Source organism: Streptomyces sp. NPDC006923 (assembly GCF_040635655.1).
GTDB lineage: Bacteria > Actinomycetota > Actinomycetes > Streptomycetales > Streptomycetaceae > Streptomyces.
In genome coordinates, this window is the sequence record NZ_JBEYIF010000006.1 from 302,220 (window position 1) to 318,165 (window position 15,946).

General features: G+C 70.5%; 13 protein-coding genes. 8 read left to right on the plus strand and 5 right to left on the minus strand.

All coding sequences use genetic code 11. From position 1 onward, the window contains the following. Positions 1–126: 126 nt before the first annotated feature. The 3 genes from ABZ707_RS14750 to ABZ707_RS14760 all read left to right on the plus strand — a co-directional run bounded on the left by ABZ707_RS14750 (position 127) and on the right by ABZ707_RS14760 (position 2,166). Positions 127–1,080: an aldo/keto reductase gene (locus ABZ707_RS14750; protein ID WP_360173330.1), complete on the plus strand. Its 954-nt coding sequence runs from the start codon at positions 127–129 to the stop codon at positions 1,078–1,080. A gap of 130 nt (positions 1,081–1,210) precedes the next feature. Then, positions 1,211–1,840, plus strand: coding sequence for a SigE family RNA polymerase sigma factor (locus ABZ707_RS14755; RefSeq protein WP_360173333.1), 630 nt, complete (start codon positions 1,211–1,213; stop codon positions 1,838–1,840). Then, positions 1,837–2,166 carry a hypothetical protein gene (locus tag ABZ707_RS14760; protein ID WP_360173336.1) on the plus strand — a complete coding sequence of 110 codons (330 nt, stop codon included), beginning with the start codon at positions 1,837–1,839 and terminating at the stop codon, positions 2,164–2,166. Before ABZ707_RS14755 ends, ABZ707_RS14760 begins: the two co-directional genes overlap by 4 nt. A gap of 353 nt (positions 2,167–2,519) precedes the next feature. On the opposite strand, the gene ABZ707_RS14765 is transcribed toward ABZ707_RS14760, so the two are convergent. Both ABZ707_RS14765 and ABZ707_RS14770 read right to left on the minus strand, forming a co-directional pair. After that, positions 2,520–2,903 carry a DUF6083 domain-containing protein gene (locus ABZ707_RS14765; RefSeq protein WP_360173339.1) on the minus strand — a complete coding sequence of 128 codons (384 nt, stop codon included), beginning with the start codon at positions 2,901–2,903 and terminating at the stop codon, positions 2,520–2,522. 309 nt (positions 2,904–3,212) lie between these two features. Beyond that, complete coding sequence (locus tag ABZ707_RS14770) at positions 3,213–3,590, minus strand: MerR family transcriptional regulator (RefSeq protein ID WP_360173342.1); 378 nt, start codon at positions 3,588–3,590, stop codon at positions 3,213–3,215. Between the two features lie 110 nt (positions 3,591–3,700). On the opposite strand from ABZ707_RS14770, the gene ABZ707_RS14775 reads away from it, so the two are divergent. After that, positions 3,701–4,774 (plus strand): alkene reductase, encoded by a 1,074-nt coding sequence (locus ABZ707_RS14775; protein ID WP_360173345.1) that lies wholly within the window; start codon positions 3,701–3,703, stop codon positions 4,772–4,774. Between the two features lie 155 nt (positions 4,775–4,929). Here ABZ707_RS14775 and ABZ707_RS14780 read toward each other — a convergent pair whose 3' ends face one another. Next, positions 4,930–5,862: a ketopantoate reductase family protein gene (locus ABZ707_RS14780; RefSeq protein ID WP_360173348.1), complete on the minus strand. Its 933-nt coding sequence runs from the start codon at positions 5,860–5,862 to the stop codon at positions 4,930–4,932. Positions 5,863–6,300: 438 nt separating this feature from the next. Between ABZ707_RS14780 and ABZ707_RS14785 the strand changes: the two genes are divergently transcribed. Both ABZ707_RS14785 and ABZ707_RS14790 read left to right on the plus strand, forming a co-directional pair. Further along, on the plus strand, positions 6,301–6,786 hold the full coding sequence (locus tag ABZ707_RS14785; RefSeq protein WP_360173351.1) for a DUF302 domain-containing protein: 486 nt from the start codon (positions 6,301–6,303) through the stop codon (positions 6,784–6,786). Positions 6,787–7,095: 309 nt separating this feature from the next. After that, the gene (locus ABZ707_RS14790) at positions 7,096–11,169 is read left to right on the plus strand and encodes a discoidin domain-containing protein (RefSeq protein WP_360173354.1); all 4,074 of its coding nucleotides are present in this window, start codon (positions 7,096–7,098) and stop codon (positions 11,167–11,169) included. A gap of 98 nt (positions 11,170–11,267) precedes the next feature. Here the strand turns inward: ABZ707_RS14790 and ABZ707_RS14795 are convergent, their stop codons facing one another. Both ABZ707_RS14795 and ABZ707_RS14800 read right to left on the minus strand, forming a co-directional pair. After that, positions 11,268–12,650 carry a helix-turn-helix domain-containing protein gene (locus tag ABZ707_RS14795; protein ID WP_360173357.1) on the minus strand — a complete coding sequence of 461 codons (1,383 nt, stop codon included), beginning with the start codon at positions 12,648–12,650 and terminating at the stop codon, positions 11,268–11,270. Positions 12,651–12,919: 269 nt separating this feature from the next. After that, complete coding sequence (locus ABZ707_RS14800; protein WP_360173360.1) at positions 12,920–14,053, minus strand: hypothetical protein; 1,134 nt, start codon at positions 14,051–14,053, stop codon at positions 12,920–12,922. A gap of 300 nt (positions 14,054–14,353) precedes the next feature. Between ABZ707_RS14800 and ABZ707_RS14805 the strand changes: the two genes are divergently transcribed. Further along, positions 14,354–14,746, plus strand: coding sequence for a hypothetical protein (locus tag ABZ707_RS14805; protein WP_360173363.1), 393 nt, complete (start codon positions 14,354–14,356; stop codon positions 14,744–14,746). A gap of 146 nt (positions 14,747–14,892) precedes the next feature. Then, positions 14,893–15,945 (plus strand): phosphate ABC transporter permease subunit PstC, encoded by a 1,053-nt coding sequence (pstC, locus tag ABZ707_RS14810; RefSeq protein WP_360173366.1) that lies wholly within the window; start codon positions 14,893–14,895, stop codon positions 15,943–15,945. The last annotated feature ends 1 nt before the right edge of the window (position 15,946 follow it).

Genomic DNA, 15,946 nt, shown 5'->3' on the forward strand with positions numbered 1-15,946 from the left:
TCGTGGACCAGGTCCTCCTTCAGCTTCCCCACCTCGCTCCGGAGGGCACCTCATGAGCGGCACCCGCACCGGCGTCCCCAATCCGCCGGCCCCGCCGCACCCCTGATCTGAACGGTTGATTTCAACGTGACTGAACTTCGCCCTCTCGGCTCGTCCGACCTCCTTGTTTCCCCCCTCTGCCTGGGTGGCAACGTCTTCGGCTGGACCGCCGACAAAACCCAGTCGTTCGCGGTCCTCGACGCCTACGTCGCCGCCGGCGGCAACTTCGTCGACACCGCCGACTCATACATGAATTATTTTCCCGGAAACGAGCCGGGACAGTCGGAGAGCATCATCGGCGAGTGGCTCGCTACCCGCCGCAACCGCGACGACGTGGTCGTCGCAACCAAGGTCGGCGATCACCCGGAGTTCATGGGCCTTGCGCCCGCCAACATCAAGGCCGCTGCCGACGAGTCCCTTCGGCGACTGCGTACCGACCACATAGATCTTTACTACATCCATTTCGACCGGGACGAGTCCATCCCCGTAGACGAGATCATCACCGCTCTCGACGATCTCGTGAAGGCCGGCAAGGTGCGTGCCGTCGCGGCTTCCAACATCAGCCCGGAACGGCTCTCTGCATCAATAGCCTTCTCCGATCGCGCAGGCCTCGCCCGCTACGTGGCCTTGCAGCCGCAGTACAACCTCGTCTCGCGCGACACCTACGAGGGTGCGCGGCGGGACGTCGTGCAGGACGAAGGCCTGGCCTGCGTTCCGTACTTCGCGCTCGCCTCCGGCTTCCTCACCGGCAAGTACCGTCCCGGGAAGAGCATCGAGAGCGTGCGCAACGTGCCCGGACTGGCCGGTGGCTACGCGGACACTGAACGCGGCGTGGGGGTGCTTGACGCGTTGGACCAGATCGCGTCGGCGCGGGGGGTGGAGGTGGCGACTGTGGCGTTGGCCTGGCTCGCGCAGCAGCCGACCGTGACCTCGCTGATCGCCTCCGCACGCACCGTCGAGCAGTTGCCGGCGCTCTTCGCGGCGCAGGACCTGCATCTGTCGGACACCGAGCTGCAGACCTTGACGACAGTCTCGTCCTGACGGCGACCCGGTTCCGGTCTCGGTCGACGAGAACAGCACCCCTGTCCGGGTATCGCCGGCTGCTGAGCCACCGGGTAGGTCGGTGCCGACCGGTGCCGGCCCCGCCCTACCCCTGATCTGAACGAGGACGATGCAGCTCACCCTTGCCCTGCCCTGGTGGGCCCGGCTCCTGCGCCGCGCCCGGACCACCTCGTCCCCGGGGCCCGGCGCACCGCACACCGGCCGGCGATTCGGGCGCCCGCGTCCGGTGGCCGGCCGGGATGACGAGGAAGATGCCCCCACACTCGCCGACCTGTACCGCACGCGCCGGCTCGACATGGTCCGCCTGGCGGTCTTCCTGGTGGACGACCTGCACACCGCCGAGGACGTAGTCCAGGACGCCTTCGCCGCCGTCTGCCGTCGGCACGGCGAACGCCTGGACGACCTCCAGGACGCGCACGCATACCTCCACACTGCGGTGGTCAACGCCGCCCGCTCGGTGTTGCGCCGCCGGCGCACCGCACGCGCGTACACCCCACCCCACCAGGGTCCGGGGGCACCGGTCGACGAAATGCTCCTGCTGGCCGAGGAACACCAGCAGGTCTTCGGAGCGCTGGCCCAGCTCACCGCCCGCCAGCGCGAGGTCCTGATCCTGCGCTACTGGTCCGACCTCAGCGAGGCGCAGATCGCCGAGACCCTCGGCATCTCCCGCGGCACCGTCAAGTCCACCGCAAGCCGTGCGCTCACCACCCTGGAAAGACTCTTGGAGGTGGACCGATGAACACTCCGGCACCGATGGAGGAACGGCTGCGCGCCGCGTTCGAAGCGCGCGGGGAGCTCATCAGCGCCCACGACCTCTCACCCGCCCGCCCGCCTGCCGGAAGGAGCTGGGGCATCCGCCGGATCCGCCGGATGCTGACCATCGCCACCGCCATCACGGCCACCGCCGCGGCCGCGGCCGCCCTCGCCCTCCTGCTGTCCTCCACCACTCCGCACCGCCCCCACCCGGCACCACCCGCACAGCACTCCAGCACCACCCCCTCTCCCCCCACTACGATCCCGCCCCCGGTGCCCTCTGCGGTCCCGTCGGGGTCCGAGGTCCGTTGACCTGAGAGGTGAATGTTCTCGCATCAGTCACGCTGCGTAGCGACTCTTGTGTGGGCAACCACGGCTACCAGCCCATAGCGTTCTTGATCTTCCTGCCATTGGGCTCCTCATGGCCATCGACGCAGCCGTTCGTAACGGCGGTACTCGTGCCAGAGGTCGCCCGGAGCATGGCTGGGTCCAGGCTGGGTCCAGGAGCTGTACCCAGGATCACGAAGTCTCCCGGGTTCGCCCGTTCGCGCAACCGATCGCTGATGACGGCCTCCGCTTCCGCAGGCAGAGAGCGTGAGCGCACGAAGTCGCGGGCCCATTCCTTCGGACCCGCGCTGCGCTGTCCGCTGTTCAGCCGATGCCCGTCATCCGGCGTCCGGCCACTCCTCGGGAGGGCGGGGTGGCTCGGGCGCATTCAGCCGCTCGGCTTGCCGCGCGTTCTCCCCTCGCAGACTCGTCAACCACGGCCACAGGTCCGGCAGGGCTTGCTCGGGACAGGCCAGACGATGTTCGATGCGGCACCGCTGGAACGGATCGGGAGGGCAGACGCCGTACACCGCCACCCGTCCGTCGGACGTCTCGATCCACCGGTACTCCGCCGGCACCACGTGGGCGAGCGGAGTCATGTCCGGCTCCAACAGCACCCAGTCGTGTTCGATCGTCGCCACCCGTTCCTGTGGCAGACCGCAATACGGGCACAGCAGCCGTGCCCCGCCCAGCCTGCGCGTCGACTTCTTCGCAGCCCCCATACAGCGAGTGTCAGCACTCTGCCCGTCCATGCGTAGAGGGCGAACCGGACGGAACTCCCGGGGCGCCCGTGCATCAGCGAGACAGAAATCGACGCGACAGGTGCATCCAGCAACCAGCGGCTTAACAAGTGCGGCCAGTACACGACGAAGCCCGCAACCCGTAAAGGCTGGGGGCCGTTCGCCGAGCGGTGCGACTCATTCGTACTCGCTCAAGAGGTCTTCGATCGTCCGGTCGGCGATCTCTTGGTGCCCGAACGCCCGTCAGGACCGGCCCCCGCCCGGTCGATCACCGGGCCGCCGCCCAGCCGGTCAGCCGGCGACTGCCGTTCGCTGTTCTTCCCTGTACGCGCGGGCCGCGGCCATCAGTCCGTCGAGCGCGTCCCTGGTGCGCACGAGGTCGGCGATGCGCTCGGAGAGCCGTTCGCGCTCCTGCGCCATCCTCTCCAGCGCGGCGTCGGAATGGTCCTCGTTGGGGGCGTCGACGCAGGGCAGTAGTTCGGCGATGGTGCGGCTGGACAGGCCGGCGGCGTAGAGCCGCTGGATGAACGCGACCCGCTCGATCTCGGTGTCCGTGTAATGCCGCTGCCCACTGGTGCTTCGACTGCTGCTGAGCAGCCCCTGTTGCTCGTAGTACCGCAGGGAACGGACGCTGACTCCGGCCCGTATCGCGAGCTCTCCGATGCGCACGCCGCCTCCAGGGTGTGACCTGTGCCATACGACTTGCCTCTGACATCAATGTCAGGTTTTAGCGTAGCCGGTGTCCCCGAGATACGGGCGACGGGCGAAGGAGGCCCCACGTGACAACGCTTTTCGGCACCTACCGGCTCGGTGATCTGACGCTGCCCAACCGGGTGGTGATGGCCCCGATGACCCGTGTACGGGCCGCGGCCGGGGGCCTGGCGACGCCGTCCATGGCGACGTATTACGCCCAGCGCGCGACGGCCGGGCTGATCGTGACCGAGGGAGTGCAGCCGAGCCTGCTCGGGCAGTCCAACCCCGGTACCCCGGGACTGCACACGGACGAGCAGGTGGCCGCGTGGCGCCCCGTGACGGCCGCCGTGCACACCAATGGCGGCCGGATCTTCGCGCAGCTCATGCACGGCGGACGGGTCTCGCACCCCGAGACCACCGGTACGCAGCCCGTCGGGCCCTCGGCCCTGGCCGCCACCGGCGATGTGTTCACCCCCACAGGTCCCCAGCCCGCGCCGGTGCCGCGTGCCCTGGACACCGGCGAAGTGGCCGGGCAGGCCCAGTCGTACGCCCAGGCCGCCCGCCGCGCCGTCGACGCCGGTTTCGACGGCGTGGAACTGCACGGCGCCAACGGCTACTTGATCTCGCAGTTCCTCTCGTCCAACGCCAACCGGCGCACCGACCGCTACGGGGGTTCCGTGGCCAATCGGATCCGGTTCGCCGTCGAGGCGGTGTCCGCGACCGTCGACGCCATCGGCGGTGCCAGGACCGGCATCCGCCTCTCCCCGGGCGGGACGTTCTGGGGGGTCGAGGAGACCGATGTCGCCGAGCTCTACGCCGCGTTGCTGGCCGAGCTGTCCCGCCTCGACCTCGGCTACATCCACCTCGAAGCCACCACCGACACAGAGGTGCTCGTCGGCCTGCGCCGTGCGTGGCCGGGCGCCCTCATCATGAATCCGGTGCTTCCCATGGGGGCGAAGCAGACCGGCCGCGACGACGCCGACCGCTGGCTCGGGCTCGGCGCCGATCTCATCAGCTTCGGCCGTGCCTTCATCGCCAACCCCGATCTGGTCGAGCGACTGCGCAACGGACTCCCGATCGCTCCCGTCGACGACGCCACGTACTACCAGGGCGGTGACCAGGGCTATCTGACCTACCCGGCCTATCAGTACGCGGCCTGACGCCGAGCCGTCGCGGCCCGGCTGACGCCCATCCGTCGTGCCCGGCGTTGTGACCCGGAAGGGAATTGCACCGCACGCCCGCTGCGCCGTTGCGGCCTCTCGTGTGGATTTCGCTGGGCTCGCGTGCGCCGACGGCCAGATCCACCCGCAAGGCCCTATGGGCTGTTCCCCGCTGCCAAGCGGTGCTGGTGGACACGTAGATGCATGGTCGCGAGATCCATGAGTGGAGTGTCGACGGACAATGCGGCGGCCCGCCGGATCAGATCGCCGAAGACATGCTCGACCTCTGTCGAACGGCCCACCGCCACGTCCCGGTAGAAGGACGGCGCGAAGGGCGAACCGGGCTGTGTGACGGTGTTCTGGATGACGGCGTGCTGTTTCTCGGCGAGCGGGAATCCCGCGGCGGCGGCCACGGCGCCCGTCTCGGCGAGAACGGCCCGCGCGAAATCCGTACCACCGGGTACGGAGACGATGTCCCCGACGGTGCCGCGCATGAGGCAGGTGATCGCACCCGCGGTCGCGATGAAAACCCACTTGCCCCACATCTCGGCGAGAATGTTGTTGACGGCCGTGACCTCGAAGCCCGCGCCACTGAGCAGTTCCAGAGCCCGGTCCGCGCGCAATTCGCCGCCGCCGCTCAGCTCGCCGATTGTCAGCGTCGCGCCGGGAGCGAGTACGGCGATGTCGCCCTGGGCGTCCACGGACGTGGCCAGCAGGGCGACCCCGCCCAGCACCGACTCCTCGCCGAATCGGGCGCTGAGCTGATCAAGGTGCCCGATGCCATTCAGGACCGGCAGTACCGAAGTGGACGCGCCCACGGCCGGGGCGATGTCGTCCATGGCCCGGGCCAGTGCCGTCGCCTTCACGGACAGCAGGATCACATCGTAGGAATCGCGGAGTTCGCCCGCCGTGACCAGCCGCGGAGTGATGCGGTCGTCCTCTCCTGAGCCTTTGATCCGCAGCCCTCGTTCCCGGAGGACGGCGGCCCGCCCGGGACGCACCAGGAAGGTGACGTCCCTGCCCGCGCGGACCAGCCTGGCGCCGAAGTACCCACCCGTGGCGCCGGCACCCACCACCAGAAGTCTCATCGGGGCCTCCCGTCGCGTCTGCCGGTCGCGTCCGCCCACCCCGCGATACGCCGCGCTCCGGCCTCACGGCATTGAGCGGTTTGGCCGCGGTCCGTCGTGTTTTACGAACCGGGACGGTGTTTCCCGGAGCCGTGCCGGCGCTGTACCCAAAAGTACGCTCTCCGCCTTTCGCCGCAAACGCGGCGCCGGAGCGGGCGTTCACCGAGCGCGCTACCGGATTTCCGTGGCGGCGGCCGTCCGAGCCCTGGCTTGCGGATTGAAAGTCACGGTTCTAGCGTGGACAGCGAGAAGGGCACCTATCGGAAAGCGAACAATGAACCTCCGGCGGCGACTGCCCGTCCGGACGACTGATGGAGCGCCGCCCGGAGGATGTCCTGGAAAGGGATGAGCGCTATGACGGTGACACCGTCGACCGCTGTTCAGGCTACCGATCACGCCATGACCCGGCTGAGGATTGTCATCGACTCTCCTTTTGAAGAGTTCCGTTCCCGCTTCGAGCGCGCCGTGCCGCCACTCGACATCAAGCGCGTCACCGGACTGGTCGAGCGCCGGGCGACCTGGGAGGAGATGAAATCGGCGATCGCGGCGAACGCGCCACACACGTTTATGATCTACGCCGCCGTCGATGTGAAACCGTTGATGGCGCCGGCCGGTCATGAGCGGCCCTATGTGGAATACCTCATGGGCAACCATGTGATAGCGGAACGGATGTTCCGCCACGACCCCGCCGTCCTGCTCTACGCGCCCCTGCGAGTCGCGCTGTACGAGGACGCCGACGCGCACACGGTCTTCGCCCTTGACCAGCCGAGCACGGTATTCGCCGGATTCGGCGACCCGGCCGTCCTGGACGTCGGACTGGAACTCGACAGGGAACTCGACGCGTTGATGGTCCATCTCGGCGTCGGCCCGGTGACGCGGCGATAGGGCGTCCCGCACCGATTCGGCAAGGCGCCGGGCGCCGCCCGGATCCCCCTGCCGCGGAGAGTGGGTCGGGGCGCGAGGACGGACGCGGCGCGCGGCGGCCGGCCGTACACCCGGGCCCGCGGTCCCCGCCGGACGGGCCGGTCCGTCCGGCGGGGCGTTGCTCGCCCGCCCAGAAAACGGACGTTGCGGCAGGTCTTGACAGAACCGGTGACGGATTAAAGCCTATGGCAACGTTGTCAGACACGCTGTGTCGGGCCGCCTGCCCCCTGGGCTCACCACTGGGCTCACCCTGGAATGGACTAGCTGCACATGCCGAATCAGTCGCCTCACCTCTCCCGCCGATCGGTTGTCGGGACCGGCTCAACCCTGCTCGCGGGCTTCGGTCTCGGGGTCGTGCTTCCCGCGAACAGCTATGCGACGGAGCAGGCCGCCCCGGGAGGCACCGCCTCGCGCGGCGAACTCGCCGCCTACCGCCCGGTCTCGGTGTCCTCCACCGACTACGCGCCCACGCCGGGTGAGTTCGTGGTCGACAAGGTCAACTCCGTCGGAGTGCGGGGGACCGGATGGCGCGCCGCCGACGGCGACCCGCAGTGGATATCCGTCGACCTCCAGGCGGACTGCGACGTGGACTCCGTCCGGCTGACCTTCGAGGCCACCGCCGACGACCCGGTGTTCGTGCCCTCCACCGGCGGCAATCCGCGTGACAGCACGACCGGCCAGGAGGTCCTGTCGAGCTGCGCGGTGGACTTCGTCATCGAGACGTCCCGGGACCACCGCTCGTGGACGGCCGTCTACCGGACCACCTCCGGCACCGGCGGCGTGATGGAGATCAAGCTCGCCAAGCCCGTGGTCGCGCGCTGGGTGCGGATGACGGTGCGCAAGCGCTCCAACGCCAACCCGCTGGGTCTGAACGGCTTCGAGGTGTACGGCAAGGACAGGGGCCACCGGCCCGCGGCCACCGGCTGGACCGACTGGGGGACCCACCAGCACAAGGCCCCCGAACTCAAGGTCGCGGCCGACGGCACGGTGCCGCTGGAGTCGGGCTGGACCCTGACCATGGACGACTGGGCCGGCGGTGAGGGCGCGGAGCTGTCCCGGCCGGCGGTGGACGACAGCCGCTGGCTGCCCGCGACCGTCCCCGGCACGGTCCTGACCTCGCTGGTCGACCAGGGCCATCTGCCCGATCCGGTGGCCGGTTTCAACAATCTCCACATCCCCGAGGCGCTGTCCCGCCACTCCTGGTGGTACCGGCGCGGCTTCCGGCTGCCGCGCGGGCTGCGCACCGGCTCCGGGCGCCATGTCTGGCTGGAGTTCGACGGTGTCAACCACAAGGCCGACATCTGGCTCAACGGCCACCAGGTGGGTGGCCTGACCTACCCCTTCGCCCGCTCCGCCCACGATGTGACGGAGCTGCTGACGGCCGGCGGCGAGCAGGCGCTGGCGGTCCGGATCACGCCCATGCCCCTGCCGGGCAGCCCCGGTGACAAGGGGCCGGCCGGTCTGGCCTTCGTGGACGCCGGCGCCACCATGATGAACCGCAACTCGCCGACGTATCTGGCCTCTTCCGGCTGGGACTGGATGCCCGCCGTGCGCGACCGGGTCTCCGGGATCTGGAACCATGTACGGCTGCGCTCGACCGGGCACGCCGTGATCGGCGACCCCCGGGTGGACACCAAGCTCCCCGGCCTGCCCGACACGAGCAGCGCCGAGGTGACGATCGTGGTCCCGGTGCGCAACGCCGACTCCGCGAGCAGGCGGGTGACCGTCTCCGCCGCGTTCGACGACGTCAAGGTCTCTCAGACCGTCACGGTGCCCGCCGGTGAGACCGTCGACGTGACCTTCGCGCCCGCCTCCTACGGACGGCTGCGGCTGCGCAACCCGAAGCTGTGGTGGCCCAACGGCTACGGCAAGCCGGAGCTGCACGATCTGACCCTGACCGCCTCGGTCGGCGGCGAGGAGAGCGACCGGCGCACCACCCGCTTCGGGATCCGCCAGTTCGGTTACGAATACGAGGTGAAGCTGCCCTTCGGCGCGGGCACGGACGCGTACACGCAGTCGGTGCCGCTGGGCGCCCAGAAGGCGCGGTACGTACGGGTCAACTGCCTCACCCGCGCCACGAGCTGGGGTTCCTCGCTCTGGAGCCTCTCGGTCTTCGACAGCGCCGCGCCGGACACCGACCTGGCCCTGCACAGGACGGCGACCGCGCGGTCCGTGGACGACCCGGCGAACCCGGCCTCCCATGTCACCGACGGCGACGCGAACACCCGCTGGTCCTCGGCCTTCGAGGACGACCAGTGGATCCAGGTCGACCTGGGCTCCGCCGTCTCGTTCGACCGCGTCGACCTGACGTGGGAGCAGGCGTACGCGAAGACCTATGTCGTGCAGGTCTCCGCCGACGGTGACACCTGGACCGATGTGAAGTCGGTGGACAACTCGGCGGTGCCGCTGCCCTTCCAGGGCGGCGACGCGAGCCTGCAGAACGTGGACTTCACCGCCACGAGCGGCCGCTATGTCCGGATCAACGGCGGTGCGCGGGCGACGAGCTGGGGTACCTCGCTCTGGAGCCTCTCGGTGATCGACAGCGCCTCGCCCGGCACCGACCTGGCCCTGCGCAAGACGGTCAGGGCCTCGTCCGACGACGGTTCGAACCCGGCCGCCAACGCCACCGATGGCAACCCCGGCACCCGCTGGTCCTCCGCCTACGAGGACAACCAGTGGATCCAGGTCGATCTGGGCGCCTCGGTCTCCTTCGACCGGGTCGTCATCGTGTGGGAGCAGGCCTACCCGAAGACCTATGTGATCCAGGTCTCCGACGACGGCGACACCTGGACCGATGTGACATCGGTGGACAACACCTCGGATCCGCTGAAGATCGTGGTCAATGGCGTCCGGGTGTTCTGCCGCGGCGGCAACTGGGGCTGGGACGAGCTGCTGCGCCGGATGCCCGCCGCCCGGATGGACGCGGCCGTGCGGATGCACCGCGACATGAACTTCACGATGATCCGGAACTGGGTCGGCTCCGTCAACCGCGAGGAGTTCTACGCCAGTTGTGACGAACACGGCCTGCTGGTGTGGAACGACTTCCCCAACGCGTGGGCGATGGACCCGCCGGACCACCAGGCGTTTGTCGACCTGGCGCGGGACACCGTCCGGCGTTATCGCATCCACCCCAGTGTGGTCGTCTGGTGCGGCGCCAACGAGGGCAATCCGCCCGAGCCGATCAACAGCGGTATGCGGGACGCGGTCCAGGCGGAGGCGCCGGGGCTGTTCTACCAGAACAACTCCGCGGGCGGCATTGTCACCGGCGGCGGCCCGTACGGCTGGGTGGAGCCGGAGCGTTACTTCTCGCCGTCCACCTACGGCAGCGGCAGCTTCGGCTTCCACACCGAGATCGGTATGCCCGTGGTGTCCACGGCGGAAAGCGTGCGCAATCTCGTCGGTGACGAGCCGGAGTGGCCGATCGGCGGCGCGTGGTACTACCACGACTGGAGCACCCGGGGGAATCAGGCGCCGCAGAACTACCAGGCCGCCATCGAGACCCGCCTCGGCACGGCCGAGGACCTGGACGACTTCGCGCGCAAGGCGCAGCTCGTGAACTACGAGAACACGCGGGCGATGTTCGAGGCGTGGAACGCCCATCTGTGGAAGGACGCCAGCGGCCTGATGCTGTGGATGTCCCACCCGGCGTGGCACAGCACGGTGTGGCAGACCTACGACTACGACTTCGACGTCAACGGCACCTACTACGGCGCGCGCAAGGCGTGCGAGCCCTTCCATGTCCAGGCGGATCCGGAGAGCTGGCAGGTCGTCGCGGTCAATCACACGCCGCAGGGCCTGAAGGACGCCACCGTCACGGCGCGCCTCCTCGATCTGAACGGACGGCAGCTCGGCGCCGCCCGCCACACGAAGGTGGACGTGGCGTCGTCCACCACCGCGCGGGCTTTCGACGTCGGCTGGACCGACGGCCTGCCGGACTTCCATCTGCTGCGGCTGAGTCTGGAGGACGGCCGGGGCGAGGTCCTGTCGGAGAACACGTACTGGCGCTACCGCGACCCGGCCGACATGAAGGCGCTCAACAAGGTCAAGTCGGTGAAGGTCTCCGCCGACATCGGCCGGGTCACCCGGTCGGGCGAGCGTCGCGGGATGACGGCGACGGTCCACAACCGCGGCTCGGCGGTCGCCGCGATGGTGCGGCTGTCGCTGCTGGACGCGAAGGACGGCCGGCGGGTGCTGCCCACGCTGTACGGCGACAACTACCTGTGGCTGCTGCCCGGTGAGTCGCGGACCGTCACCCTCTCCTGGCCCGCCGAGGCGCTTGCCTCGGGCCGGCCCGCGCTGAGGGTGGAGGGCTACAACGCCGCACGGACGGTGACCAAGGCGTAGGTACGCTCCGGACGCGGCGCCGGGCGTCTCCCGGACCACTGGCCCAGTGGTCCGGGAGACACCCGGCGGGCGTTTCCGGCCGGCCCCGGCGGGCCCCTTCAGGGGGTGGCCGCCACCTGCCAGGCGTCGCCGCCGATCGGATAGTCGTACGCGGGCCGGCCCGTGTCGGCGCTCGTACGGAACGGGCTGCCGTGGTCGTCGACGCGTACGGTGCCGTGGCGCGAGCCGCTCGACCAGTCCAGCTCCAGATACCAGCGCACGTCCTGGGTGCTGGTGACGGCCTTGATGTAGAAGACCTCGGGATCCGACTCGCTCACCTTGTACGGGAAGTCCCGCTGGCCCGCCTTGGGGTCCGCGGTGGGCCGGCCGGCGTCGAGGTCGATGCCGAAGGACTTCGTGCCGACGCCGCCGCCGCAGCCGACACCCATGGCGTAGTCGTTCCAGGCGAGCGGCGCACCGGTGCTCCGTACCCGTACGTGCAGCGCTTCGAGGACGACGGTGTCCTCGGCCGTGCCCTGGACGGTCAGCGCGAGCAGTTGCGCTCCGGAGGCGACCGCGCCCATCGCGCTCGCCCAGCCCGTGGCGTCCTGCGCGAGCGGTGGCGGTGGCACCTCTGCCGGTTCCTTGTTCACCAGATAATGCTGGCTGCAGGGGCCTTCCCAGGCGTTGGCGCGGGCGTTGACGGTCAGCAGCGGCCCGGTGGCACGGCCGGTGTCACCGGCCGTGCCGGCGCCGGACGCGGCGGCCCCGGGTCCGCCGGTCGGGGAGGGCGAGTGGGTCGGACGGGGGCTGCTCGTCCGGGAGGCGGTGGCGGACGGTGACGGGCCGGCGGAGCCGGAGGCGGCCGGGGGCCGCTCCCGCGGTGACTCCATCGCCCGGTCCCCGGCGGACAGTTCCCTGCCCGCGCCGGTCTTCTGCCCGGAGGCGATGTTCGCGACGACCGTCCCGCCGATGACCACCAGGGCGACGGCGGCGGCGGTGAGCAGAACGCGCCGCCGAGAGGTGCGTGCCGGTCCCCGTACGGCCCCGGCGGCCTCCCCGTCCCGGGCGGGGCCGGGAGCCGGGGGCGGGACGGGAGCGGTGTCATGCGCCGGGTGCGGGACGGGGGCGGCGTTGTGCGCCGGGTCCGGTTCCGCTCCGTCCCCGGCGGCGGACTCGGGGCCGTCCGGGGGGCCGGGCTCCCCGGCGGCCTCGGGGACCGGCTTGGACGGCTCCGTCTTCCGTGCGGCCACCCGTACCGCGTCGGCCAGCACCCACTGCCCGTGCAGCTCGACCAGCTCGGAGGGTGTCGCCCGGCAGAGCCGGGCCAGCCGCTCCACCGGGGCGTAGTCCACCGGCACCGCGTCCCCGTTGCAGTACCGGTGAAGGGTCGAGGTGCTCATGTGCAGCCGCTTCGCGAGCACTCCGTAGCTGAGTCCGGAGCGCTCCTTCAGCTCGCGCAGCGACTCCGCGAACGCCGCCGTCTCCTTGGCTCCGGACATCGCCGCGCCACCCCCGCATCACTTCCGACCCTTCAGAAGAAGGGCTCTTTCCACACGTCAGAGCCGGTGCGATGGTGCCGGCGGCCCGTGCGGGCCGACAGCGCCGGCGCCCGGGACGGAGCACCGCACAAGCTGTGGTCATCCAAGCATGATGCCCCCGGCGGGCGCTCAAGAGGCCCGCTCCCGCGAGCCGTTCCGGCCCCGCACGGACGGGGGCCGGGAGCCGGTTCGGCCGGCCCCGGCCCCCTGACGCCCCTCCGGCCGTGCGGTCAGCCGACGGTGTTGGTCGCCCAGACCGGCCTGCCGTCCTTGTTGTACAGGACGAGATTCCCGTCGTCCTGGACGGTGACATAGACGGCCTTGAGCCAGTTTCCGGTGGCCCACAGCGGCTCGTGCTTCGCGTTGTAGAGGACGAAGTTCCCGTCCGGCTGGAGATAGAGGCAGTGCCCGCCACGGCCGAGCGCGCCCGGAGCGGCCCAGGTGGCCTTGCCGTCCCGGTAGAGGACGAGATTGCCGTCGTACTGGACACGCAGCGCGGTCCGGTCGTTGTGCGAGGTCCACGCCTGGCCCTGGCAGAGTTTCGCGCCCGTCTCGAAGGCGGCGTCCTTGGTGTAGCGCGAGGCGATGGACTCCGCCTTGGCCGGCTTCTTCTTCGGGGCCTTGGCCTTGGGCTTCGGCTCCGACTTCGACGGCTTCGGGGACGGGGAGACCGGCGGCGGAACGTTCACGGCCGCCTTGCGCACCGTGTCGGCCGACTTCGAGGGCGGGGGCGAGGACTTGGAGGGCGAGGGGCTCTGCGGGACATAGGCACCGGGCGCGTTCGGCACGTCGTCGCCGAGCACGGTGTCGGCGGCCGGACCGACCCCGGCGGCGGACTTGGGCTGATCCGGTCCCGATCCCATCAACAGGAGCGGTACGGCGACGAGTACGGCGCCTGCCATGGCGGCGCCCGCGAGCAGCGGCCGGTTCGGCCGGCCGGGCTGCGCGAGGGCGTCCGCCTCCGGCGGGACACCTCCGGAGGCGGCTGCCGCGTTGCCGCTCGGGGTGGCCGGTGTGGCGCCGGTGGTCGCCGGAGTGGCCGCCTCCGCGCTCCGGTCGGCCCCCTGGGCCGCGCCGGACCGGGCGGGCGTGGCGGCGGCCCGGTCCGGGGTGCTGGTGGTGTGTGCGGTGGACGGGGCGGGCGCGGCGGAGGCGGTGGAGGCTGCGGTGGGCGCCGTGGCCGCCGCGCCGGTGGCCGGGCCCGGCTCGGACGGCCGCGTTCCGCCGCCGGTCCCGCTCCGGGCGGCGGCCTCGCCGGCCGCGGTCCCGCCGGGCGTCCGGCGTGCGCCGGACGGCTCTGAGGCGCCGGCCGCGGCTGTCCCCTCCTGCCGTGAGATCTCGCCGGGCCCTTGCTGCTCGGTCATTGAACTTCTCCTTCGGACAGCCGATTTACCGGAACGCGGGGCACCGGTCTGGCCTTTGTGACGCCGAGTCAATCACTGATGTTCCGCGAGGAACACTCCCCTCCGGACAGCGCCCCCGGTCCACGGGCCCGGCGGTGTCAGCCGATGGCCGGATGATGACCAAGAGGCAACTTCTGTACGAATCATGGCGCCTGGTGTTCGTTTGGTTCCCGGCTGTCACGACCGTCTCACTAGGTTGCACCTGCTGCTCTGCGGGCCGTACCTGCGGCCCTACCGGGACGAGTGGCAGGGGTGGAGACCGTGGTTTCGGGTGAGGAGAGCGGGAGATTACGGAGCGCCGGAGGCGTCCGTTGTCAGACCGGCATCGACGCCGACGGCCGTTACGGCTGGCGCATCGTCGCACAGAACGGACGGGTGGTCGCCGTGTCGGCCGTGACGTTCGGCTCGTACGAACAGTGCCGCGGGGCCTTCGCCGAACTGTGCCGCCGCCACGCCGTCCTGAGCGGTGGTGTGCAGCACGCGGTGGAGGGCAATGGATGGATGTGGGCCGTCCGGGACGAGGACGGCCGCCGCATGATCGTGTCCGCCCGTTCGTACGAGCGTTACTCGACGTGCCGCGCGTCCTATGTCCGGTTCTGCGAGTTGCTGCGCGGCTTCGGTGAGAGCGGAGAGGTGCCGTGGAGCGGGGGCTGAGGCGCCGGAGCCCGCCGCGCGGCGGTGATGTCTCGGCAGGATTCCCACGACACGCACACACCTTCGTCACCGGAAGTTGCCCCTAGGGGGGCCCTCGTTCAGACAGCGGTGCGCGCATGTCAACCGGCGCCACCGAGCGTCGAGTTGTGCTGAGACGAACCAGGGAACCAGCGGCGCCGGGCGCGGCCTCCGGCGGATTCGCCGCCGACGGCCCGCCGACCGGGGACACGCCGCGCGGGCTGTACGCCGACCCCGGGCTGCCCGACCGGGTCTTCCGCTCGGTCGCCCGCGGCGGCGGCGGGCTGGTGCTCGCGGTGATGCTGCTGGTCGGCGGCTTCCTGCTGTACCGGGCATGGCCCGCGCTCGACCGGGCCGGCTGGTCCTTCCTGACCACCGAGACCTGGGAGCCGGACGCCGGACGCTTCGGCATCGCGGCGGTGCTCGTCGGTACGGTGCTGATCGCGCTGGTGGCCATCGTGGTGGCGGTGCCGCTCGCGGTCGGCGGTGCGCTCTACATCTCCGAGTACGCGCGGCCGGGCCTCCGGGGCACACTGATCGGCGTCGTCGACCTGATGGCGGCCGTGCCGAGCGTGGTCTACGGACTGTGGGGACTGTTCTTCTTCGAGGGCGCGGTACTGCCCACCGCCCGCTGGATCTCCACCTATCTGGGCTGGTTCCCGCCCTTCGGGGTGGTCGGCGCCGACCCGCGTGACCCGCTGGCCACCGAGACCGTCTACACCTCCTCGACCTTTATCGCGGGTGTGGTGGTGGCCCTGATGGTCGCGCCGATCATCTGCTCGGTGATGCGCGAGGTCTTCACCCAGGCACCGGCGGGCGAGCGCGAGGGTGCCTACGCGCTCGGCGCCACCCGCTGGGGCATGATCCGCAGCGTCGTCCTGCCGTTCGGCAAGGGCGGCATGATCGGCGGCACCATGCTCGGCCTCGGCCGCGCCCTGGGGGAGACCATCGCGGTCTACCTGATCATCTCGCCGGTCTTCCAGATCCAGTGGCACGTGCTGCAGAGCGGCACCAGCTCCGTCTCGTCCCTGATCGCGCTGCGGTACGGCGAGGCCAGCCCGTTCGGCATGTCCGCGCTGATGGCCGCCGGTCTCGCGCTCTTTGTGATGACCCTGATCGTCAACTTCGCCGCCTCGTCGATCGTCGCGCGCAGCCGTTCCGGCGCCGCCTCGGAGACCTAGC

Coding starts and splice junctions, on each gene's coding strand:
- ABZ707_RS14755 (WP_360173333.1), top strand. CDS start 1,211: ATGCAGCTCACCCTTGCCCTGCCCTGGTGGGCCCGGCTCCTGCGCCGC.
- ABZ707_RS14760 (WP_360173336.1), top strand. CDS start 1,837: ATGAACACTCCGGCACCGATGGAGGAACGGCTGCGCGCCGCGTTCGAA.
- ABZ707_RS14765 (WP_360173339.1), bottom strand. CDS start 2,903: ATGGGGGCTGCGAAGAAGTCGACGCGCAGGCTGGGCGGGGCACGGCTG.
- ABZ707_RS14780 (WP_360173348.1), bottom strand. CDS start 5,862: ATGAGACTTCTGGTGGTGGGTGCCGGCGCCACGGGTGGGTACTTCGGC.
- ABZ707_RS14785 (WP_360173351.1), top strand. CDS start 6,301: ATGACCCGGCTGAGGATTGTCATCGACTCTCCTTTTGAAGAGTTCCGT.
- ABZ707_RS14790 (WP_360173354.1), top strand. CDS start 7,096: ATGCCGAATCAGTCGCCTCACCTCTCCCGCCGATCGGTTGTCGGGACC.
- ABZ707_RS14795 (WP_360173357.1), bottom strand. CDS start 12,650: ATGTCCGGAGCCAAGGAGACGGCGGCGTTCGCGGAGTCGCTGCGCGAG.
- ABZ707_RS14800 (WP_360173360.1), bottom strand. CDS start 14,053: ATGACCGAGCAGCAAGGGCCCGGCGAGATCTCACGGCAGGAGGGGACA.